Genomic DNA, 22,152 nt, shown 5'->3' on the forward strand with positions numbered 1-22,152 from the left:
ATGCGCCATGGACGGTGCCATCGGCCGGGATCTCGCGCATGCGCTGCGCACCGGGCCCTTCTCGGCCGCGCTGCACCTGGCCATCGAGGACCGCGGCGTGCGCCTCGACGAGCTGCAGGAGCGGCTCGCGGCCGAGGGCGTGCACGTCAGCCTCACCACGCTGAGCCACTGGCGGCGCGGGCGGTCGCGGCCCGAGCGGCCCGATTCGCTGCGGGCGGTACGGCTGCTGGAGGGCATCCTGGCCCTGCCCGAGGGGTCGCTGACGGTGCAGCTGGGGCCGCGCCGGCCGCGCGGGCGGTGGCTCGGGCGGCCGCCGGGGACCATCGAGATCGACCGGCTGTTCACCGACGGCACGAGCGTCACGAAGATGCTCGGCGACCTCGACCGCTGGATGTATCACGAGCTGACCCGGCTCAGCCTGCACGACCTGTACCGCGTCGGCCCGCACCGGGAGGAGGTCGGGCTGGCCGTGCGCCAGGTGCTGCGGGCCAACATCGACCGCGTCTCCCGTACCGTGGCCATCTTCGCCAGCGACGACCCGGCCGCGGACGTGGCGGTGCGGGCGGTGCGCAACTGCCGGCTCGGGCGGGTGCGCACCGAGGACGCGACGGGGCTGGTCGCGGCCGAGATCATCTTCGATCGCATGCTGGGCCAGGGCGAGACCGTCGTGCTCGAGTACGAGTACCGCAGCACCTCCCTCCGGCCCCCGCCGACCAGGCACTACTACCGCGGGTTCGCCGTGCCCGTGGTCGAGTACGTGATGCAGGTCCAGTTCGACGCGGCGGCGGTGCCGGCCAGGTGTCACCGGTTCGAGCGGCGCGCGCTGGAGGCACCCGAGCAGGGCGTGGGGGAGGCCTGGATCGGTTCCACCGGCGGGGCACACCTGATCGCGTCGGATGTGCCCCCCGGAATCGTGGGGATGCGCTGGGAGTGGGAGTGATCAGGTCGTGATCGTCACGTCGTCGATGACGAAGCTGGTCTGCAGCGACCAGTCCTCGACGCCGGTGAACTTCAGCGCCACGCTCCGTCCGGCGTAGGCGTTGAGGTTCACCGTCTTCTCGACGTACCCGCTGGTCTTGTCGAGGTTCGACCACGACCCGACGGTGGTGCCGTCGGCGGTCAAGGTCAGCCGGTCGTAGACGGTGTTCTCGTACTCGGCGGTGGTGATGCGCACCCAGAAGTGCAGGGTTGCGGACGAGCCGGCCGGGATCGCCACCTGCTGGGCCAGGGTGTCGGTCTGCACCTTGCCGCCCCCGTTGAGCCAGGCGTTGCGGGTGCCGGTCCGGGCCGGGTACTGCGACCACGTGCCGATCACGTTCGCGGTCGCCGTCCACGGCGAGGTGCCGTTCTCGAAGCCCGGGTTCGCGACCGGCTGGCCCGGCTCCGGGTCCGGCGGGGGCGTCGTCCCGCCGTTGAGGAACCCGACGTTCAGCAGGACGTTGGGCGATCCGCTCCCCGCCCCGCTGATCTTGCCGGTGCTGCCGTTCGACACCAGCGCGGAGCGGACCTGGGCCGGGGTCGCCGACGGGTTCGCGCCGAGGTAGAGGGCCGCCGCGCCGGTCACGTGCGGGGAGGCCATCGAGGTGCCGGTCATGGTGGCGCTGCCGGTGTTGCTGGAGTACGACGCCGACACGATGCTCGTGCCCGGCGCGAACAGGTCCAGGCAGCTGCCGTAGTTGCTGCTCGAGTTGCGCGCGTCGGCGCTGGTGCTGTTGCCGACGGTCAGCGCGGCCGCGACCCCCTGCGGGCTGTAGTAGCAGGCGTCGTCGCCGTTGTTGCCTGCCGCCTGCACGAACTGCACCCCGGAGTCGATCAGCCGCTGCACCGCCGAGTCCATGGCCTGGCTGCTGCACCGGCTGCCGCAGCCGATGCTGTAGTTGGCCACGGCCGGCTTCTGGGCGTTGGTGCGCACCCAGTCGATGCCGGCGATCAGGTCGTCGTTGGTGCCGGTGCCCTGGCAGTTGAGCACCCGCACGGAGACCAGGTTCGCCTTCTTGGCCACGCCGTACGAGCTGCCGACCGCCGTGCCCGCGACGTGCGTGCCGTGGCCGTGGCAGTCGGCCGGGTTGCTGTCCCCGTCGACGATGTCGATGCCCTGGCGGACCCGGCCGCTGAAGTCGACGTGGCTCGCGTTCAGGCCGGTGTCGAGCACGTACACGGTGACGCCCTGGCCCGCGCTCGCCGGGTACTCGTAGCGCTGGTTCAGCGGCAGCGAGGCCTGGTCGATGCGGTCGTCGCCCCAGTTCGGCGGGCTGCTCTGGACGTCCTGCACGGTGATGCGCTGGACCGCCTCGACCGCCGCCACGCCCGGGTCGGCGGCGAGCCGCCTGGCCTGGCTCGCCGACATCGCCGTCGAGTAGCCGCCGGCGAAGGTGTGCCGGACCTGGCCGCCGTACTGCTGGATGAGCGTGTCTCTCTTGCCCGTATCGCTTTCGCCGGTGTCGCGGAGGGTGACGATGTATCGGCCGGCGACCGCGTTCGCCGAGCCCTCGTTCTGGATGGTGCCGCTGGGCTCGGCGTACGCCGGCGCCCCGATCAGCACTGTGGTGAGCGCCGCGAGTGCGGCCGCCGCTCTCTTCATGGGGCAGGACCGTAAAGTCCTTCGACGATGGCCGATATCCCGCGAAACTTCCCGCGCCGGATCGCACTTGCCAAAACAGTTTATGAACTGTCGAAGATAACGGCCCGAAGCGATAGGATCACCGGTCGTGACATCGATCGGCGGGAGTGTGCACATGGTGCGAACGCGCGAGGTGCCAGACCACATCTTCGAGAAGCTGATCGGCGCGCTGATCTGCGAGTCCGCGGCCGCGCTGCTCGCCCAGCGGGCCCGGGGCGCGACCCTGCACGCGGGCGAGGCGTTCGGGCGGGTGCTCGCCTGGCTCTGGGAAAGTGCGAGTGACGATGTCGTACCGTATGTGGCCGATCTGACCGCGCAGGTGCGCTACCACGCGGCCGGGGCGGACGCCTCGGTCACGCTCGAGGACGTGCTCGCCGCCGTGGGCCGCGCCGCCGCCCCGATGCCGCCGGCCGAGAGCGCGGCCATGCTGGCCTGCCTGCGCGCGGGGCTGCCCGCGTACTTGTGAGCGTTCGCGCCGCGTCGCTCGCGCGCTTGCGCGCGCTCTGGCTGCGCGCATGTGACGGGTGTGTCACAAACGGGGAGCGCCGATTCAACAGTTTCCAACAGGTTCTACCAAAGACGATCGCAGTTACGCATAATGAAGCATCGATCGCCATGGTCGCCGCCAATCGGCCGTGGTGAGCGCTCCCGCGGTACGCGCGGAAAAACCCCGAAGAAAGAGGTCCTCCCGTGGTCGATCGATCACGACCGGGCCGGCGGTGGAGATTGCTGCTCTCCAGCGCCGCGAGCCTGGCCCTCACCGCCGGTGTCATCGTCGGGCTCAGCGGGACGGCGCAGGCCGCCGGACCCCTGCCCTGTGACATCTACGCCTCGAACGGCACGGCGTGCGTCGCCGCGCACAGCACGACCCGGGCGCTGTTCGCGGCGTACAACGGGCCGCTCTACACCGTGCAGCGCGCGGACAACGGTGCCACGCACAACGTCGGGCTGCTCGCCGCGGGCGGCTACGCCAACGCCGGCGACCAGGACGCGTTCTGCAACGGGACCACGTGCCGGATCACGCGCATCTTCGACCAGACGAGCAACCACAGCGACCTGACGATCGCGCCGGACGGCGGGGCCGGGTCGGGTGACCGCGGCGCGGACGCGAGCGAGATCGCCGTGACCGCCGGCGGGCACAAGGTCTACGGCCTGTGGGTCTCGCCCGGCGTCGGGTACCGCTTCAACGGCCGGGCCCCGGGCGTCGCCGTGAACGGCCAGCCCGAGGGCGTCTACATGGTCGCCAGCGGCACGCACGTCGGCTCGGACTGCTGCTTCGACTACGGCAACGCCGAGGCCACGCCGTTCGACATCGGCAACGGGCACATGGACGCCATCAGCATCGCCACCACGTGCTTCTTCCCGCCGTGCCAGGGCTCCGGCCCGTGGATCGAGGCGGACATGGAGAACGGCATGTTCCAGGGCGGCAACGGCTCCAACCCGAACCCGGGCAACAACTCGGCGTACGTGACGGCCGTGCTGAAGAACAACGGCCAGACCACCTACGCGCTCAAGGGCGGCAACTCGCAGTCCGGCGGGCTCACGACGTGGTGGAACGGCGCGCTGCCGACCGACAAGCCGGGGTACCGCCCGATGCACCAGGAAGGCGGCATCATCCTGGGCATCGGCGGCGACAACTCCAACCGCAACCGGGGCACCTGGTTCGAGGGCGCCATGGTCTACGGCTACCCCTCCGACGCCGCCGAGAACGCCGTGCAGGCCAACGTGGTCAGCGTCGGGTACGGCGGCCAGACCAACGTCCCGAACGGCCCGGCGGGCACCGTCGCCGGACCGGGCGGGAAGTGCGTCGACGTGGCCGCCGACGACACCGGATCCAACGGTACGGGCGTGCAGCTCTGGGACTGCCAGAACTACGCCGAGGACCAGCGCTGGACGCACTTCGCGGACAACTCGCTGCGCACGATCAACCGGTGCCTGGACATCAACGGCAACGGCACGGCCAACGGCACGCAGGTCGAACTCTGGGACTGCAACGGCGTCGGCGGGCAGAAGTGGATCCAGCAGGCCGACGGCTCCCTGCGCAACCCGCAGTCCGGCCGCTGCCTCGACTCGCCCAACGGCAACACCGGCAACGGCACGCGCCTGCAGATCTGGGACTGCAACGGTTCGGCCGCGCAGAAGTTCGCGGTGAACGGCGGCGGGACGAACGTCGGCCCCGGCGGCAAGTGCGTCGACGTGGCCGCGGACGATTCGGGCACGAACGGCACGGCCGTGCAGCTGTGGGACTGCCAGTCCTACGCCGTGGACCAGCACTGGTTCCACCAGTCCAACGGCGCCCTGCGCACGCTCGGCCGCTGCCTGGACATCGTCGGCAACGGCACGGCCAACGGCGCCCAGGTCGAGCTCTGGGACTGCAACGGCGTCGGCGGCCAGGTCTTCCAGCAGCAGGCCGACGGCTCCCTGCGCAACCCGCAGTCGGGCCGCTGCCTCGACTCCCCGAACGGCGCGACCGGCAACGGCACGCGCCTGCAGATCTGGGACTGCAACGGATCCGCCGCGCAGAAGTTCGCGCTCAACTAGTTCTCAAGAACCACAAGGCGCGGCGGGTGTACTGCACCCGCCGCGCCTTTCCGCTCGCCGCACGCCGGCTCACGGGATCGGCGCGTGGCGAAACCCACGAGGACTTGCATGATTATGCAGTCCGTCGTATATGCTTGTACCCGTGTCCAAGGTTCTGAACTCCCTGCCTGTCGGTGAGCGCGTCGGCATCGCCTTCTCCGGTGGTCTCGACACCTCGGTAGCCGTTGCCTGGATGCGCGAAAAGGGCGCCATCCCGTGCACGTACACGGCCGACATCGGCCAGTACGACGAGCCCGACATCGCCTCGGTGCCGAGTCGCGCCACCGCGTACGGCGCGGAGATCGCCCGCCTCGTCGACTGCCGCGCCAGCCTGGTCGAGGAGGGGTTCGCGGCGCTCGCGTGCGGCGCGTTCCACATCCGCTCCGGCGGCCGCGCCTACTTCAACACGACGCCGCTCGGCCGGGCCGTGGCCGGCACGCTGCTCGTGCGCGCGATGCTCGAGGACAACGTGCAGATCTGGGGCGACGGATCCACGTTCAAGGGCAACGACATCGAGCGTTTCTACCGGTACGGTCTGCTCGCCAACCCCGCCCTGCGCATCTACAAGCCGTGGCTCGACGCCGCGTTCGTCGGCGAGCTCGGCGGCCGCAAGGAGATGTCCGAGTGGCTGCTGGCCCACCAGCTGCCCTACCGCGACAGCACCGAGAAGGCGTACTCGACCGACGCCAACATCTGGGGCGCCACGCACGAGGCCAAGTCGCTCGAGCACCTCGACGCGCACCTGGAGATCGTCGACCCGATCATGGGCGTCCGCTTCTGGGACCCGGCGGTCGAGATCCCGGCCGAGGACGTGACCGTCGGCTTCGCACAGGGCCGCCCGGTCAGCATCAACGGCAAGGAGTTCGCGAGCGCCGTCGACCTGGTCCTGGAGGCCAACGTGATCGGCGGGCGGCACGGCCTGGGCATGTCCGACCAGATCGAGAACCGCATCATCGAGGCCAAGAGCCGCGGCATCTACGAGGCGCCGGGCATGGCCCTGTTGCACACCGCCTACGAGCGCCTCGTGAACGCGATCCACAACGAGGACACCGTCGCGGCGTACCACAACGAGGGCCGCAAGCTCGGCCGCCTGCTGTACGAGGGCCGCTGGCTCGACCCCCAGGCCCTCATGCTGCGCGAGGCCCTGCAGCGCTGGGTCGGCTCGGCCGTGACCGGCGAGGTGACCCTCCGCCTGCGCCGCGGCGAGGACTACTCGGTCCTCGACACGACCGGCCCGTCCCTGTCGTACCACCCGGACAAGCTGTCGATGGAGCGCACCGAGGACGCCGCGTTCGGCCCGGTCGACCGCATCGGCCAGCTGACCATGCGCAACCTGGACATCGCCGACTCGCGCGCGAAACTGGAGCAGTACGTCACGCTCAACGTGATCGGCAGCCCGCACCCGATGCTCATCGGCGCCAACCAGACCCCGTCGGCCGACCTGCTGGGCGCCATGCCGGCGGGCGGCGCGGCCGCGATCACCGCCCGCGGCCCGGCCCCGTCCGACGCCGACGACGAGCTCCTCGACAGCGCCGCCATGGAGTTCGGCACCGACTGACCCCACCCGTGTGACGCGCCTCGGCGCCGTGTCCGTCCGCGAGGACGCGCGCGGCGCCGCGCGTGTGTCGTGATATGAACACGCCGGTGGAGCTTTGGACGGTGCTCGAGACGCACGCGCGCGACATGGACAGTCTCGTCGCGTGGTTGCGCACTGCGCCGCGGGATGAGGTCGTGGCGTTTCAGAGTGCCTACGAGGAAGCGGCTGAGGAGTTGGCCGACTACTGGGACGGGCCGGTGGTCGACGGCGTGCAGTACTCCGAGGACGACACCGAGGACCTGTGCCTGTGGATCGTCGCGCAGGGGCGGGCCGCGTGGGAGGCGGCGCGGGTGGACTTCGGGGCGGCGGTGCGGCGCTACGTCGAGCGGGACGTGGACGATGCCTGGGTGCCGGGCGGCGTGGCGTACGAAATCTTCTTTGCGCGGTTCGGCTCGTCGTTGCTCGGGTAGCGCCGTTCGGTGACTCTGGTGGTTGATGTCGACGGGGCGTTCGACGAGGTGGTCGCGCAGTATGAGGCGGCCGTGCCCGAGTATCCGGCTGCGCGCTTCGAGCAGTTGATCGCCGAGCGGGCGACGTGGGAGGATGTGGTCGGGCTGACCGAGCGGATCGCGATCAACGGGTTCCTCATCTACTTCAAGTTTCCGGCCGATCCGCTCATGGGGCTGGCGGGGAACAAGGCGCGCTGCCGGGTGTACCTGATGGGCAATCACCTGCTCGCCGAGCGCATGTATCGGCATGATCCGGCGGTCATGCTGTACGCGCCGCTGCGCACGGTCATCACGCAGATGAACGGTGGGACTGTTCGCTTTGCGATCGATCGGCCGAGTGCGCAGTTCGCGCAGTTCGGGGTGCCCGAGATCGACGCGGTCGGGGCCGAGCTGGATCGCAAGCTCGCGGCGCTGCTCACGGGGCTGGGCTGGCCGGTGCCGGCGGAGCTCGCGGCCGGGGGTGTCACGCCGCGCGGGTGATCAGATCGTGCATGGTCTGCCGCGCGAGCGCCATGCGGATGCGGCGGTCGCTGCGCGGATCGGTCATGGTCGGCACGATCGGTTCGCCGATGACGATGACCATCGTCGGCTTGCGGCGGAACAGGCGGCTCAGGCCGGTCGGCGGCCGGAAGCGGATGGACAGCGGGATCACCGGCACGCGCGCCTGCGCGGCCAGATGGAACGCGCCCTGCTTGAAATCGCGCAGGCCCGTGTCGTACGGCCGCAGTTCGCCCTCCGGGAAGAAGTGCACGATCCGGCCCTGCGCGAGGAACAGCTGCAGCTCGGAGAAGAACCCCGGCAGGCCCGCCGGGGTGCGCGGCACCGCGACGCCGCCGAGGATCCGGACCAGGCCGCCGTACAGCCGGTTGTCCAGGTTCATCGGCGCGGCCGTGAACACCGGGCGGCGCGGGAAGACGGCCAGGCCGACGAGCACGCTGTCCAGCAGGTGTACGTGGTTGCAAATGGTCAGAGCGCCGCCCGTGCGCGGGAGCCTGGCGTCGCCCTCGGTGCGCACTCCCAGGATCACGCGCGTCCATATGAACAGCAGCGGGATGGCGATCGCGTAGTAGAAGGCGTTCGAGAGCAGGCGGTACAGGCGGCCGACGTAGCCCGCCGGTTGCTCGGGTGCGCGGTTCGCGCGGTCGTACACGCGCTCGATCGCCTGAACGCTGCGCTCGACCGTGTACAACTCGGCGAACCGCGCATAGCCGGCCGACGCGGCGGCGCGGGCGTCCGGATCCTCGATCCAGGCGTCGATGCGTTCGGCCAGATCCTGCGCGTCGCCGGCCCGGAACAGGTTGCCCGGCGCGAGCGCGAACTGCCCGGTGGCCGACCGGCGGCTGTCGGAGATCACCGGCACCAGCCCGCACGAGAATGCCTCCATGCACGAGAGCCCCTCGATCTCGACGTCCGAGGCGTGCACGTACAGGTCGCTCGTTCGCATCAGGTCGATGAGCGCTTCCTGGGAGTACCAGCCGAAATGGACGGGACCGGGCAACTTCGCGGCCATCCGTCGCAGCCGCTTCTCCCACGGCCCGTGCCCGGCGAAATGCAGCTCGATCCGCCCGGCGTGCCGCGACCGGCGCACTGCGCGAATGAGCACATCCTGTCGCTTCTCGGGGGACAGCCGCCCGACCATCAGGACGCGAAACGGCGCACCGGGCTGTCGCTTCGTGTTCGTTCCGGGCCGAAACGCGCTCCCGACCCCGTTCGAAATAACGTGCAACCGGCTCCGGTACCCGTAGTGCCGCAACTGCGCCGCAATGAACGTCGACGGACAGTGGATGTCGGTGAACCGCCGATAGAACAGCACCCGCAGCAGCACGTAGACGAGCCGCGCGGCGGGCGGGAACCAGCCCAGCCCGATGTTGTACGTGATGTTCTCAGGCTGAATGTGGAACGCCGCGATGGCCGGCACCCCGAGCCGCTCGGCGATGTTCTGCGCCGCCCGCCCGAGCGGCCACGGCTGATAGATGTGCACAACGTCGGCCCCGGTGATCGCCTCGACGAGCGTCGCGCGCACCGGTTTCGCGAACACGGTGTTCTGCCGATGCGCGAACGTGCTCGCGATGGGCACGACGAGCTCCGGCACCCAGTACATCTGAGGCCCTTCGGGGTTTTCCGCCCCGGGTTTTCCGCACGCGACAACGCGAACCGTGTGGCCCCGCTTCATGAGGCCCGCGGCGAACCGCGTCGCCGAGATCGTGGTGCCGTTGTTGCCCACATTGAACGTGTCGATGACCAGCGTGATGACCATTTGCCGCCCCGCGACCAAACCAATTGATCAGCACGTTGTGCAACGCCACCCGCCCGGTCAATCTTCCCGGGGTCGATGGATGTGTGATCTATCAGCCTCACCCGCGGCGGCACTCACGGTGCGCCGACCCCGCATCACGCGCTGTACGCAGGGAAGATCGCCAAAGTTGCCGATAGCGGCGCCGGGGTTCCTGAGTACGCTGATTGCGTCGGACGTCCACCGATGATGATCGGGAGATCCGCGTCATGGAGTTGGCCGATCAGGGGCGCCCCAGCTTCTTCATCAGCTATGTGCACGACTCCAGTGAAGAAGACAATTATGTGTACCGATTCCATGACGACCTGGTCCGCGAGGTCCGGGTGCACGGCGGCCCGCAGTCGTTCGGCTTCAGCGACAAGCTGCTGAGCCTCGGCGATCGATGGTCGCCGAGACTCATCGAGGCGATCAGCACCTGCAGCGTGTTCATCGCCCTGTGCAGCGCCAACTACTTCGACAGCCCGCCCTGCGGCCGGGAGTGGGCATTCTTCATGCGCCGGCTCGGCTCGCTCCCGCGGTTGTCGGTGCCGATCCTGCCGCTGATCTGGGTTCCGATGCGGACGGTCCCGGACATCATGGAGCCGTATCAGTACTCCGAACCCGGCCTGGGCGACCTGTATCGCGAGCACGGGCTGCGCCACCTGCTGCACATCAGGCGGCACGACGACGACTACAAGCAGTTCGTCACCGCGCTCGCCCGGCGCATTCTCCGGCTGCAGGACTCGGCCCTTCCGCCGAGCGCGGAACGGCCCGATTTCGACAGCCTGGAATCCGCCTTCGCCGGGCCCGCCGCCCGGGTCGCTCCCGCGCCGTTGCCGTCGGAGCCGCGGTTCGAATCGCCTGCGCCCCGGCCCCGCCGACCCGTCCCGGGGACCACCGTTGGCGGCGCCCGGCCGGCGCCCAGCTCTGGGAAGACCGCCAAGGCCGCCGCGAGCGCCGCGCCGGTTTCCGACGAGGGCGGGCGGGTCGTCACCTTCTACTCGTACAAGGGCGGCACCGGCCGGACGATGGCCCTGGCCAACGTCGCCTGGCTGTTGGCCGGCAACGGCTTCCGGGTCCTCACGGTCGACTGGGATCTGGAGTCGCCGGGCCTGCACCGCTACTTCCACCCCTTCCTGCGCGACAAGGAGCTGCGGCACACCGACGGCGTCCTGGACCTGATGCGCAACTACGCCGATCACGTGTCGAACGGCCGGCCTGACGCCCGCGACGACCTCGCCCGCATCCAGGAATGGGCGGTCTCACTCGACTGGGAGTTCCCGCGCGGCGGCGTGCTGGACTTCGTCGCGGCCGGGCGGCAGGACAACAGCTACGCCACCAAGGTCAGCACCTTCGACTGGGACACCCTGTGGACCCGGCTGGGCGGGGGCCCGTTCATCGAACGGCTGCGCCAGGACATGCGGGATCACTACGACTTCGTGCTCATCGACAGCCGGACCGGCACCAGTGACACGGCCGGCATCTGCACGATCCAGTTGCCGCACGTCGTCGTCAACTGCTTCACGCTCAACAAACAGAGCATCGACGGTGCGGCCGCGATCACCAACGTGGTGCTGCACCAGTCGGCCGACACCGTGACGGTCTACCCGATCCCGACCCGGATCGAGGACGGCGAGAAGGCGAAGCTCGAACGCGGCCGCTCGTACTCCCGGCGCCGCTTCGACCCGTACCTGAAATTCCTCGGCGACGAACAGGCCGCCGACTACTGGAACTCGGTCGAGATTCCGTACATCCCGTACTACGCCTACGAGGAGATCCTCGCCTCCTTCGGGGATCAGCCGGGAGTGGAGAACTCGCTGCTGAGCCGCTACGAGCGGCTGGCCGGACGGATATCCGGCGGGGCCTGCCCCGCGCCGCGGTTCACGGAGGCGCAGCGCAACCGCGTCCGGCGGCTGTTCGAGCAGGCGGCGCCCGCCGCGCCCGCGGCCGTGATCGTCGCCTACGCGCCGCTCGACCGGATCTGGGCCGAGTGGCTGCGCGACCGGCTGACCGGCCCGGCGTACCACGTCAGCCTCTATTGCGTGGACCAGCCGCTGCCGTCGCTCGAGGAGGCCGACCGCCTCGTCGTCATCCACTCGCGCGCGTACGCCGGCACCGGCGCGGGGACCCGGCTGCTGCGCCGGGCCGCGGAGCAGATCAGCGCCGGCGACGGGCAGTTCGCCGCCATCCTGCGGGTGGACGGGATGCCCGTCGGCGACAACGCGCCCGCGCGCTCGGTCATCGACGTGATGGGCGTGGCCGAGGACCGTGCACTGGCGGCGCTGGGCAGCGTCCTGGAACTCGAGCCGATCGAGCCGGCCGGCGGCGATCGGCCCGGCGCCATCCGGTACCCGGCGGCTCCGGCGCCCCAGTGGAACGTCCCGCTCGTGCGCAACCCGCGGTTCTCGGGCCGCGGGGAGCTCCTCGAGCACCTCCGGGATGCGCTGCTCGGCGCCGGGCCCGAGGGCGGCCGGGTCGCGCTCACCGGCCTGGCGGGCGTCGGCAAGACGCAGGTGGCGGTGGAGTACGCCTACCGATTCGCGTCCGCCTACGACCTCGTCCAATGGGTTTCGGCGCGGCCACCCGGCGCGGCCCGGCAGGCATTCGCCGACCTCGGGGACGACCTGGGCCTGTCGCCGCGCGCCGACCTCGACGCCCAGCTGGCCGCCGTTCGCGCGGAGCTCGGGCGGGGGGCCCGGCGCTGGCTGCTCATCTACGACAACACCGACGACATCGACCAGCTCGAGGCGCTGGTTCCCGGCGAGGCCGGGCACGTCCTGGTCACGTCCCGCAATCCACGTGCCGCCGACCGCTTCCCGGCCATCGAGGTCGGCGTGATGAGCCGGGCGGAGAGCATCGAGCTGCTCGGCCGGCGGGTCGCGGGCATCTCCCCGGCGGACGCCGATCGGCTCGCCGCGCGGCTCGGCGACCTCCCGGTCGCCCTGGAACAGGCCGGCGGCTGGCTGGCCAGCACCGGCATGCAGGTCGAGGACTACCTCGCCCTGTTCGATCGCAGCGCGGCCGACGTCGCGGCCGCGATGAACGAGAACGCCCCGCCCGACTACCCGGGCGCCATCACGTCCACGGTGCAGCTCGCCTACGGGGAACTGCGGGAGCGCCATCCGGCCGCCGCCCGGCTGCTGGAGCTGATGGCGTTCCTGGCACCGGAGGCGATTCCGTTCCGGCTGCTGTCGAACCGCCGGCTCACCGAGGTCCTCACGTTGTTCGATCCGACCATGCGGGACTGGATGCACCACGCGACCGTCAACCGGGAGATCGGCCGCTACGGGCTGGCCCGCGTCGACGCGGGCAGCGGCGGCGTCGTCGTGCACCGGCTCACCCAGGACATCGTGCGCTCGCGGCTGTCCGCCGAGGAGCAGCGGCAGCGGCGGGACGAGCTGCTCGCCGTGCTGGCCGAGGCCAATCCGGGTGATCCCGGCGACCGCCGCCACTGGCGGGCCTACGAGGCGCTGCGACCGCACGTGGAGTCGTCCGGGGCCCCGGAGTCGGAGCGGGCCGACGTCCGGCAGCTGATCGTCGACATGGTGTCGTACCTCTGGCAGCGCGGCGACCTCGCCGGCGGCGAGGACCTGGCCCGCCGCGCACTCCGCGAGTGGCGGGGCCGGTCGGGAGAGGACGACGACTGGACGCTGCAGCTCATGTACCACCTCGCCATCCTCGTGCGGGATCAGGGCCGTGAGCGCGAGGCGTACGAGATCAACCGCGACGGCTACGAGCGGCTGGCCCGGAGCCTGGGCAAGAGCGACGCGTACACCCTGCGCATGGCCGTCAGCCTCGCCGTGGACCTACGTGCGCGAGGCGACTACCACGAGGCGCTCGAACTCGCCGAGGAGGCCGTGCGCGGTCTGCGGAGCGCGCTCGGCGACGAGGATCCGCTGACGCTCATCGCCGTGGAGAACCTCGGTACGTCACGCCGGCTGCAGGGCGACTTCGAGGCCGCCGCCGCGCTGGATCGGGACACCCTCGAGCGGCGCAGCCGGCTGCTCGGCGCCCTGGCCCCGGACACCCTCGGCTCCGGCGAACACTATGGCGTCGACCTGCGAGAGCTCGGCGACCTGGAGGGCGCACAACGCCGGCTCGACGACACCTACGTCAAGATGCGCGAGGTGCTCGGCGAGGACCACCCCCGCACGATCCGGACCGGGAAGGCGTACGCCGTCACGCTGCGCCGGCTCGGGCTGCTCGACGCGGCCGCCGCGGTGATGGAGAACGTCGAGCGCGGCGCGACGACCGTGCTCGGCGCCACGAACGCCGTGACGCTGTCGGTGCAGCTCGAGCGGGCCTGCCTGGACTGGGCCCACGGCGACCATGCGCGCGCCGTGACCGCCGGCCGCACCGTGGAGGCCGACTGCCGGCGGCGATTCGGCGAGCATCACCCGTACACCTCGGCGGTTTGGAACGATCTGAGCATCTTCTTGCGAGCCGGCGGTGACGTCGGCGCGGCCCGGCGGCTGGCCGAACGGGCCGCCGACCGGTTCGGGACGCTGCTCGGACCCAGGCATCCGCACACCCTCGCGGCGCAGGTGACGCTGGCGAATGCGATCAACGCCGCCGAGCCGGGCAGCGACGAGGCGCTCCGTCTGGACGCGTCCGCCCTGGAGCGCCTGGAGTCCGTGCTGCCGGGGGACCATCCCTCGGTTCTCGCCGCCGCGGTCAACTTCGTGCTGAGTCACGGCGGCACCGACCCGGCCGCGGCGCGGCGGATACGCGCCCGGACGGTCGATCAGATCCCCGTCGGCTATCCCTACGCGGAGGCGGTCCGCGCCGGACGGCGGATCGACCTCGACATCGAGCTGCCGTTCGTCTGAGGCCTCGGCCGTACCGACCGGGTCAGTGCCTCGGCATCGCCGGTGACCAGCGGACCGGCAGGGTTCCGGCCGCGGCCAGCGCGGCGTTGATGCGGCTGAACGGACGGCTGCCCAGGAAGCCCGTCTGGTTCATCGGGCTGGGGTGGCCTGCTCGCAGTACGACATGGTGGTTGTTCGTGATGAAAGGCGCTTTGGCCTTCGCGGCGGCGCCCCACAGGACGAAGACGACGCGCTCGGGCTTGTCATTGAGGGCGCGGATCGTGGCGTCGGTGATGTTCTCCCAGCCCTGGCCCTTGTGGGAGTTGGGCGTGCCGGCGCGGACGGTCAGGACGGCGTTGAGCAGCATGACGCCCTGCCGCGTCCAGGCGGTCAGGTCGCCGGACGGCGGGGGGTCGACGCCGAGGTCGTCGCGCATCTCCTGGTACACATTGCGCAGCGACGGCGGGACCGCGACGCCGGGCGGGACGCTGAAGCTGAGGCCGTGCGCCTGGCCCGGCTTGATGTACGGGTCCTGGCCGAGGATCAGGACGCGGGTGCTTGCGAGCGGGCTGAGCTTGTACGCGGCGTAGATGTCCTGCTTGCGCGGGTAGACGACGCCCGAGTTGTACTGCTCGACCACGAACGAGGAGAGCGCCGCGACGGTCGTGGGGTCGACGTACGGGGTGACCGCCTCGCGCCAGTCTTCGGGCATGAAGTCCAGGAGATAGACGGGCATGGCCCGGAAAGCTACCACCCGCCGGATCAGGCGGGCTGGATGCCCAGGTCTTCGATCTTCTCGGCGGTCGCGGCACGGCGAACCCAGGTCTTGATCTGGTCCATGTCGGTGCAGTTGGCGATCTCGGCCCGGATGGTCTCGGGCACCTCCACACCGCGGACATCGAGCATGGTCAGCAAGGCCTCGACCCCGCCTTCAGCCTTACCTTTGGCCTCGCCCTCGGCGAAGTTGCGGAGAGCGAACTCACTCTGGAATCGATATCCGGCGATGGTCACGAGTTCCTCCAGACACTTCCGCGCCGCCGCTGGCAGCGTGGAGAGAACCAGGTCAGTGTACAGGTTGGCGTGTTCCTGATCGACCGCGTCAAGTGCGTTGACCAGGGCTTCCAGCACCGCCCGGGGCTCCTCCGAAGCGCCATGGGCGAGGGCGGACAGGACGGCCAGTTCGGGCATGGAACGCGCAGCGGCGATGTCGGTGACCGCGGGCACCTGGCGCGGACCGAGGGCCACCGGGGTCAGCACCGAGCCGGGCGGCCCGATCGTGACCGGGGCGGCGCACCAGTCCGCCACGGCCTGGTCGGGGCACATCACCAGGAGCGCGATCGGGCAGCCCAGCCGGGCGCGCAGCGTGCCGACGTACGCCGGCCAGCTGTGCCGTTTGCGCGCGTCCTTGCGCAGTTGCACCTCGACCACGACCCCCATCACCTGCGATGTGCTGTCGTGCAGGGTGACGACGGCGTCGGCCCGGTACTCGGTCGGGGCGATGTCGGTGAGATCGGCGGAGGACAGCTGGGCCCTGGCGTACTTCGGCAAGGTGACGCGCAGCGGGCCGCCGAGGATCTCGGCCGCCAGTGCCGGGCGTTCCCGGAACATCTCGATCAGAATCTCGTGCAACTGCGATGGCACACCGCGAAGCCTATGAACGACCCTCACGATCTGCCAAGCGTTGTATCACGCAGCGTGAACCAAGTGGGCGGTCACCAGCCGCGGGTGCGCCATTCGTCGAGGGAGGGGCGTTCGGCGCCGATGGTCGAGGCCTTGCCGTGGCCCGGGTAGAAGGTGACCCCGTCCGGCAGGACGTCGAAGAGCTTCGTCGTCACGTCGTGGAAGAGGGAGTCGAAGTCGGCCTTGTTGCCGTGGGTGTTGCCGACGCCGCCAGGGAAAAGAGCGTCGCCGGTGAAGAGGTGGCCGCCCTCCTCCGGGTAGTACAGCGCGATCGAACCCGGCGTGTGCCCCACCAGGTGGATGACCGACAGGGCGCAGTCGCCCACCGTCAGTGTGTCGCCCTCGTTCAGGTGGGCGGTGACGACCGGGATCTCGGGGGCGTCGGCGGGGTGGGCCAGGGACTCGGCGCCGGTCGCGTCCACGACGTCCTGCAGGGCCATCCAGTGGTCCGGGTGGCGGTGGGTGGTGACGACGGCGCGGATGCCGGCCGGTTCGACGAGCTGCAGCAGCCGGGAGGCGTCGTTGGCCGCGTCGATGAGCACGGCGTCGCCGGTGGAGCGGCAGCGCAGCAGGTACGCGTTGTTGTCCATCGGGCCGACCGACAGGGACGTGATGTCGAGTCCGGTGCTCATTTCCAGGCCTCCAGGTTGGGCAGGTCGCCGGTCAGGGCGGTGCCGTCGCCGCGGCCGGTGAGCCAGGCGGCCAGGGCGTGCACCGGGCCGCTGACGGTCGGGGCGTTCTCGACGGTGAGCAGGACGGTACCGTCCGGGTCGACCAGGGTGGCCGCGTGCGGGGTGGCCGGGTCGTGCAGCAGGCGCAGCGGGAAGGCGTCGGGCCAGTCGGCCGGCGTGTACCCGGCGCAGAGGTCGACGTGGTGCAGCTCGACCTCGCAGATGCGGGACCAGACCACGCGGGCGGCGGGGATGGGCGTGCCGGAGGGCAGGGCGACCGTCACGGACCAGGCCTCGGGGGGCATGGCGTCGATCGCGGTGGCCAGGCGGGTCGAGGCGGCGGCCATGTCGGCCAGCTGCGCGGCGAGCGGGCGGGCGGCGCCGGCCTGGATGCCCTCGTCGCGGGCCTCGGGCGACTCGTACGCCGGGGTACGGACGCCGGTGCGGGCCCAGGTGAGCAGGTTGACGTACGCGTCGGCGTTGCGGGCCAGGTGGCTGAGCATGTGGCCGCGCGTCCAGCCGGCGCACAGGGTCGGTTCGGCTAGGTCGGGGTCGCTGAAGGAGGCGATGGTCGCGAGCAGGCGGGAGGTGGCGCGCTCCAGCTCGGGATTGAGGACCAGCGGATCGGCCGTCACCGGTCCAGGTTATCGCTGCCGCACGCCCACCGCGGGCGGGAGGTCGCCGGCCGCCCAGTGCAGCTCATCCTCCCAGTCGGCCACGCTGAGGTCGACGGTCTCGAAGCAGAGGCGGGCGCCGATGGGCTTGCCGAGGTACCCCGCGAAGAGATCATGCACCACGACCAGCCGCTGGCCGACCGCGAACGCCGCGGGGTCGGCCCCGGCCGCCGGTCGGACCTCCAGGCGGCCGTAGACGCCCATCTCGGCGTCGGTGCCGCGCTCCTCGACGATCACGTCCAGGATCTCGTCCTCGGCGCCGACGTGGAATCCGTAGCACGTGGTGCCGAACGTCAGCCAGAACCGCATGAGCGAGTCGTCCTGCCCGACGGACACGTGCCACTGCACGTCGGCCCGGTCGAGGCGGAGTCCGACGGCGCCGGCCAGCACACGCGAGGGAAGCACCGTCCGACGATAGCCCCGATATTCGGTTTCGCGTTGCTGCCGCGCTACCTACCGTGGGTTTCCGAACGCCAGTTCGGATTGGAAGGACTACAGTGAGTATCGACCTGTCGGCCCTCGGTTGGGACGACGGCTTCGCCGAGGTCTTCGGGCGCTTCGACGTGCCCGGGCAGCGACCCGCGCGGGTGAGCCGCGTGGACCGGGGCGTCTGCACCGCGCTCACGGCCGGCGGACCCGTGCGCGCCAGCGTGGCCGGTGGGCTGCTGGCCCGGGCCGCGCAGGACCCGGGCGCGCTGCCGTGTGCGGGGGACTGGCTGGTCGTGCGCGACTGGCCCGACGACCGGATTACCGCTGAGGTTGTACTGCCCAGACGCACCGCGATCGTCCGCGCGACCGCCGGCGAGGAGTCGTTCGGCCAGGTGCTGGCGGCCAACATCGACGCCGTCGCCGTCGTGGAGCCGGTGGACCCCTCGCCGGATCTGGGGCGGATCGAGCGCCTGCTGGCGCTGGCGTGGGAGTCCGGGGCAAAGCCTCATCTGGTACTGACAAAAGCCGATCTCGCCGCTGACCCCGAGGCGCTGGCGGCGCAGATGCCGGGGCATGCGTCCGGCGTGACGGTCCACGCGGTGAGTGCGCGGACCGGGCTCGGCCTGGACGGACTGCGGCCGCTCGTCGCGCACGGGCGCACGCTCGGCCTGCTCGGACAGTCCGGGGCGGGCAAGTCCAGCCTGGTCAACGCGCTCGCGGGGGCGCCGGTCATGCAGACGCGGGCGCTGCGCTCGGACGGACGCGGGCGCCATACGACCACATACCGGGCGCTGATCCCGATGCCGGACGGCGGTGCGGTGCTGGACACACCTGGCGTGCGGCTGGTCGGCATGTTCGACACGGTGACCGGCCTCGACCGGGCCTTCGCCGATGTGACGCTGCTCGCCGGGGCCTGCCGGTTCGACGACTGCGGACACGGTGACGAGCCCGGATGCGCCGTGCGCGCGGCCGTCGAGGAGGGCGAGCTGAGCCCGCGCCGCTACGCGAGTTGGCAGAAACTGCAAAAAGAGCAGAAGCTGGCTTCGGTACGTCGTCAGCGTCGCGAGAACCGCGAGCGCCGCCGGCCGGCCCGGGGCTGATCAGGCCCGCTTCCCCCGTTCGAGGTCCCCTCGCGCGGGCGGCGGCCAAAAAATGTCATACCCCCTGGCTAGAGTTGTCGGCTGGCACCAGGACGGTGTTCCAACCGGACGAATACTGCCAAGGGGAAGCATGTCCGACCGCTTGATCATCCGTGGCGCACGGGAGCACAACCTCCGCGACGTCAGTCTTGACCTGCCGCGCGACGCGATGATCGTGTTCACCGGGCTCTCCGGCTCCGGCAAGTCGAGCCTGGCGTTCGACACGATCTTCGCCGAGGGCCAGCGGCGATACGTCGAGTCGCTCTCGTCGTACGCGCGGCAGTTCCTCGGCCAGATGGACAAGCCCGACGTGGACTTCATCGAGGGCCTGTCCCCGGCGGTCTCGATCGACCAGAAGTCGACCTCGCGCAACCCGCGCTCGACGGTCGGCACCATCACCGAGGTCTACGACTACCTGCGGCTGCTCTACGCGCGCGTCGGCGAGCCGCACTGCCCGGTCTGCGGCGAGGCGATCACCAAGCAGACGCCCCAGCAGATCGTCGACCGCGTGCTGGCGATGGACGAGGGCACCCGCTTCCAGGTGCTCGCGCCGGTCGTGCGCGGGCGCAAGGGGGAATACGTCGACCTGTTCGCCGAGCTGCAGTCCAAGGGCTACGCGCGGGCCCGGGTCGACGGCGTGGTGCACCCGCTGACCGAGCCGCCGAAGCTCAAGAAGCAGGAGAAGCACACCATCGAGGTGGTCGTCGACCGGCTCGCGGTGAAGCGCAGCGCCAAGCAGCGGCTCACCGACTCGGTGGAGACCGCGCTGAAGCTCGCGGCCGGCATCGTGATCCTCGAGTTCGTCGACCTGCCCGAGGACGACGAGCACCGCGAGCGGCTGTTCTCCGAGCACCTCGCGTGCCCCAACGAGCACCCGCTGTCGATCGAGGACCTGGAGCCGCGGTCGTTCTCCTTCAACGCGCCGTACGGTGCCTGCCCCGACTGCACCGGCATCGGCACCAAGAAGGAGGTCGACCCGGAGCTGATCATCCCGGACCCCGACCGCACGCTGCGGGACGGCGCCATCGCGCCGTGGGCCACCGGGCACACGCTGGACTACTTCCTGCGGCTGCTGGAGGCGCTCGGCGACGAGGAGGGGTTCAACCTCGACACCCCGTGGCAGGGGATCTCCTCGCGCGGGCAGAAGGCGATCCTGCACGGCAGCGAGGACCAGGTCCACGTCCGGTACCGCAACAAGTACGGCCGCGAGCGCTCCTACTACACCGGCTTCGAGGGCGTGGTGCAGTGGATCGAGCGGCGGCACGCCGACACCGACAGCGACTGGTCGCGGGACAAGTACGAGGGGTACATGCGCGACGTGCCCTGCGGCACCTGCGGCGGCACCCGGCTCAAGCCCGAGATCCTGGCCGTGACGATCGCCGGGCGCAGCATCGCCGACGTCTGCAACCTCTCGGTCGGCGACGCCGCCGAGCTGCTCGGGGCGATGGAGCTCACCGACCGGCAGAAGATGATCGCCGAGCGGGTGCTCAAGGAGATCAACGCCCGGCTGCGCTTCCTGGTCGACGTCGGCCTGGACTACCTCTCCCTGGACCGGGCCTCCGGCACGCTGTCCGGCGGCGAGGCCCAGCGGATCCGGCTCGCCACGCAGATCGGCTCCGGCCTGGTCGGCGTCCTGTACGTGCTCGACGAGCCCAGCATCGGCCTGCACCAGCGGGACAACCACCGGCTCATCGAGACGCTGGTGCGGCTGAAGAAGCTCGGCAACACGCTGATCGTGGTCGAGCACGACGAGGACACCATCCGCACCGCCGACTGGATCGTCGACATCGGGCCCGGTGCCGGCGAGCTGGGCGGCAAGGTGGTGCACAGCGGGCCGTACGAGCAGCTGATCAAGACCGAGGAGTCGGTGACCGGGGCGTACCTGTCCGGCAAGCGCAGCATCCCGACGCCGGAGATCCGCCGGCCGCGCACGCCGGGCCGCGAGCTCGTGGTGGTCGGCGCGCGCGAGCACAACCTGCACAACCTGACCGTGCCGTTCCCGCTCGGGCAGCTCACGGCGGTCACCGGAGTCTCCGGTTCCGGCAAGTCGACGCTGGTCAACGACATCCTGCACGCGGTACTGGCGAACACGGTCAACGGAGCCCGGCTGGTACCGGGGAGGCACACCCGCATCTCGGGGCTCGACCTGGTCGACAAGGTGGTCGGCGTCGACCAGTCGCCGATCGGGCGGACGCCGAGGTCGAACCCGGCGACGTACACCGGCGTCTTCGACAACATCCGCAAGCTCTTCGCGGAGACGACGGAGGCCAAGGTACGCGGGTACGGGCCGGGCCGTTTCTCCTTCAACGTCAAGGGCGGCCGCTGCGAGGCGTGCGCGGGCGACGGCACGATCAAGATCGAGATGAACTTCCTCCCCGACGTGTACGTCCCGTGCGAGGTGTGCAAGGGCGCGCGGTACAACCGCGAGACCCTCGAGGTGCACTACAAGAGCCGGACGATCGCCGAGGTGCTCGACATGCCGATCGCCGAGGCGGAGGGCTTCTTCGAGGCCATCCCGGCGATCCACCGCCACCTCAAGACGCTGGTCGACGTCGGCCTGGGCTACGTGCGGCTGGGCCAGCCGGCGCCGACCCTCTCCGGCGGCGAGGCGCAGCGCGTCAAGCTGGCCTCGGAGCTGCAGAAGCGCTCGACCGGGCGGACGGTGTACGTGCTCGACGAGCCCACCACCGGCCTGCACTTCGAGGACATCCGCAAGCTCCTGCTGGTGCTGCAGGGCCTGGTGGACAAGGGCAACACGGTGATCGTCATCGAGCACAACCTCGACGTCATCAAGGCCGCTGACTGGATCATCGACATGGGTCCGGAGGGCGGCCACAAGGGCGGCACGGTGGTCGCGGCCGGGACGCCGGAGGAGGTGGCGGAGCTGCCGGAGAGCTACACCGGGCAGTTCCTGCGGCCGGTGCTGGGGCTGAAGGGCGAGCCGTCGGGTTCCCCGGAGGCGCGGGACCGGGCGGCCCAGGCCAACGGCGCGAAGCCGGCCGCGACGCCGCGCAAGACCGCGGCCAAGGTGGCTCCCGCGAAGGCCACCAAGGCGGCGGCGCCGGCCAAGAAGACGGCGGCGCCGCGGAAGACCGCGGCGAAGAAGGCTCCGGCCAAGCGCTGATTGCCTGTTCTGAACGGCGGCCCGGGACTGCTTGGTCCCGGGCCGCCTGCTGTCTGTTTGCTGTGGATGTTGATCGATAAGTCGGGCGCTTCGCGCCGCGACTTATCGG

At 70.7% G+C, this 22,152-nt stretch carries 16 protein-coding genes; 9 read left to right on the forward strand and 7 right to left on the reverse strand.

Annotation, left to right across the window (positions count from 1 at the left end; translation table 11 throughout):
* Positions 1-7 precede the first annotated feature (7 nt).
* Positions 8-940, forward strand: a complete 933-nt coding sequence (locus ACQPZ4_RS09185) for a hypothetical protein (protein ID WP_433057883.1) — start codon at positions 8-10, stop codon at positions 938-940.
* Here ACQPZ4_RS09185 and ACQPZ4_RS09190 read toward each other — a convergent pair whose 3' ends face one another.
* Positions 941-2,581: a S8 family serine peptidase gene (locus ACQPZ4_RS09190; RefSeq protein ID WP_433057885.1), complete on the reverse strand. Its 1,641-nt coding sequence runs from the start codon at positions 2,579-2,581 to the stop codon at positions 941-943.
* A 154-nt stretch (positions 2,582-2,735) separates the two neighbouring features.
* Here ACQPZ4_RS09190 and ACQPZ4_RS09195 point away from each other — a divergent pair, with 154 nt between their 5' ends.
* From ACQPZ4_RS09195 to ACQPZ4_RS09215, 5 genes are all read left to right on the forward strand, one after another.
* Complete coding sequence (locus ACQPZ4_RS09195; protein ID WP_433057887.1) at positions 2,736-3,086, forward strand: hypothetical protein; 351 nt, start codon at positions 2,736-2,738, stop codon at positions 3,084-3,086.
* Between the two features lie 224 nt (positions 3,087-3,310).
* Positions 3,311-5,161: an arabinofuranosidase catalytic domain-containing protein gene (locus tag ACQPZ4_RS09200; RefSeq protein ID WP_433057889.1), complete on the forward strand. Its 1,851-nt coding sequence runs from the start codon at positions 3,311-3,313 to the stop codon at positions 5,159-5,161.
* Positions 5,162-5,303: 142 nt separating this feature from the next.
* The gene (gene argG, locus ACQPZ4_RS09205) at positions 5,304-6,758 is read left to right on the forward strand and encodes an argininosuccinate synthase (protein WP_433057891.1); all 1,455 of its coding nucleotides are present in this window, start codon (positions 5,304-5,306) and stop codon (positions 6,756-6,758) included.
* An 86-nt stretch (positions 6,759-6,844) separates the two neighbouring features.
* The gene (locus tag ACQPZ4_RS09210; RefSeq protein WP_433057892.1) at positions 6,845-7,207 is read left to right on the forward strand and encodes a DUF4240 domain-containing protein; all 363 of its coding nucleotides are present in this window, start codon (positions 6,845-6,847) and stop codon (positions 7,205-7,207) included.
* Positions 7,208-7,225: 18 nt separating this feature from the next.
* Positions 7,226-7,726 carry a DUF302 domain-containing protein gene (locus ACQPZ4_RS09215; protein ID WP_433057894.1) on the forward strand — a complete coding sequence of 167 codons (501 nt, stop codon included), beginning with the start codon at positions 7,226-7,228 and terminating at the stop codon, positions 7,724-7,726.
* Here the strand turns inward: ACQPZ4_RS09215 and ACQPZ4_RS09220 are convergent.
* On the reverse strand, positions 7,710-9,503 hold the full coding sequence (locus tag ACQPZ4_RS09220; RefSeq protein WP_433057896.1) for a glycosyltransferase: 1,794 nt from the start codon (positions 9,501-9,503) through the stop codon (positions 7,710-7,712). The genes ACQPZ4_RS09215 and ACQPZ4_RS09220 overlap by 17 nt on opposite strands.
* Before the next feature lie 245 nt (positions 9,504-9,748).
* On the opposite strand from ACQPZ4_RS09220, the gene fxsT reads away from it, so the two are divergent.
* Positions 9,749-14,347 (forward strand): FxSxx-COOH system tetratricopeptide repeat protein, encoded by a 4,599-nt coding sequence (fxsT, locus tag ACQPZ4_RS09225; protein ID WP_433057898.1) that lies wholly within the window; start codon positions 9,749-9,751, stop codon positions 14,345-14,347.
* A gap of 22 nt (positions 14,348-14,369) precedes the next feature.
* Here fxsT and ACQPZ4_RS09230 read toward each other — a convergent pair whose 3' ends face one another.
* From ACQPZ4_RS09230 to ACQPZ4_RS09250, 5 genes are all read right to left on the reverse strand, one after another.
* Positions 14,370-15,062, reverse strand: coding sequence for a uracil-DNA glycosylase (locus ACQPZ4_RS09230; RefSeq protein ID WP_433057900.1), 693 nt, complete (start codon positions 15,060-15,062; stop codon positions 14,370-14,372).
* A gap of 26 nt (positions 15,063-15,088) precedes the next feature.
* Positions 15,089-15,967, reverse strand: a complete 879-nt coding sequence (locus ACQPZ4_RS09235; protein ID WP_433057902.1) for a hypothetical protein — start codon at positions 15,965-15,967, stop codon at positions 15,089-15,091.
* Between the two features lie 71 nt (positions 15,968-16,038).
* Positions 16,039-16,638 carry an MBL fold metallo-hydrolase gene (locus ACQPZ4_RS09240; protein WP_433057903.1) on the reverse strand — a complete coding sequence of 200 codons (600 nt, stop codon included), beginning with the start codon at positions 16,636-16,638 and terminating at the stop codon, positions 16,039-16,041.
* Positions 16,635-17,312, reverse strand: a complete 678-nt coding sequence (locus tag ACQPZ4_RS09245) for a maleylpyruvate isomerase family mycothiol-dependent enzyme (protein WP_433057905.1) — start codon at positions 17,310-17,312, stop codon at positions 16,635-16,637. The genes ACQPZ4_RS09240 and ACQPZ4_RS09245 overlap by 4 nt, the downstream gene beginning before the upstream one ends.
* A gap of 9 nt (positions 17,313-17,321) precedes the next feature.
* On the reverse strand, positions 17,322-17,756 hold the full coding sequence (locus ACQPZ4_RS09250) for a hypothetical protein (protein ID WP_433057907.1): 435 nt from the start codon (positions 17,754-17,756) through the stop codon (positions 17,322-17,324).
* A 92-nt stretch (positions 17,757-17,848) separates the two neighbouring features.
* Here ACQPZ4_RS09250 and rsgA point away from each other — a divergent pair, with 92 nt between their 5' ends.
* Both rsgA and uvrA read left to right on the forward strand, forming a co-directional pair.
* Complete coding sequence (gene rsgA, locus ACQPZ4_RS09255) at positions 17,849-18,880, forward strand: ribosome small subunit-dependent GTPase A (RefSeq protein ID WP_433057909.1); 1,032 nt, start codon at positions 17,849-17,851, stop codon at positions 18,878-18,880.
* Between the two features lie 130 nt (positions 18,881-19,010).
* Positions 19,011-22,043 (forward strand): excinuclease ABC subunit UvrA, encoded by a 3,033-nt coding sequence (uvrA, locus tag ACQPZ4_RS09260; RefSeq protein ID WP_433057911.1) that lies wholly within the window; start codon positions 19,011-19,013, stop codon positions 22,041-22,043.
* The last annotated feature ends 109 nt before the right edge of the window (positions 22,044-22,152 follow it).

Origin of the sequence: Dactylosporangium sp. CS-033363 (assembly GCF_050942475.1) — a bacterium.
Taxonomy (GTDB): domain Bacteria; phylum Actinomycetota; class Actinomycetes; order Mycobacteriales; family Micromonosporaceae; genus Dactylosporangium.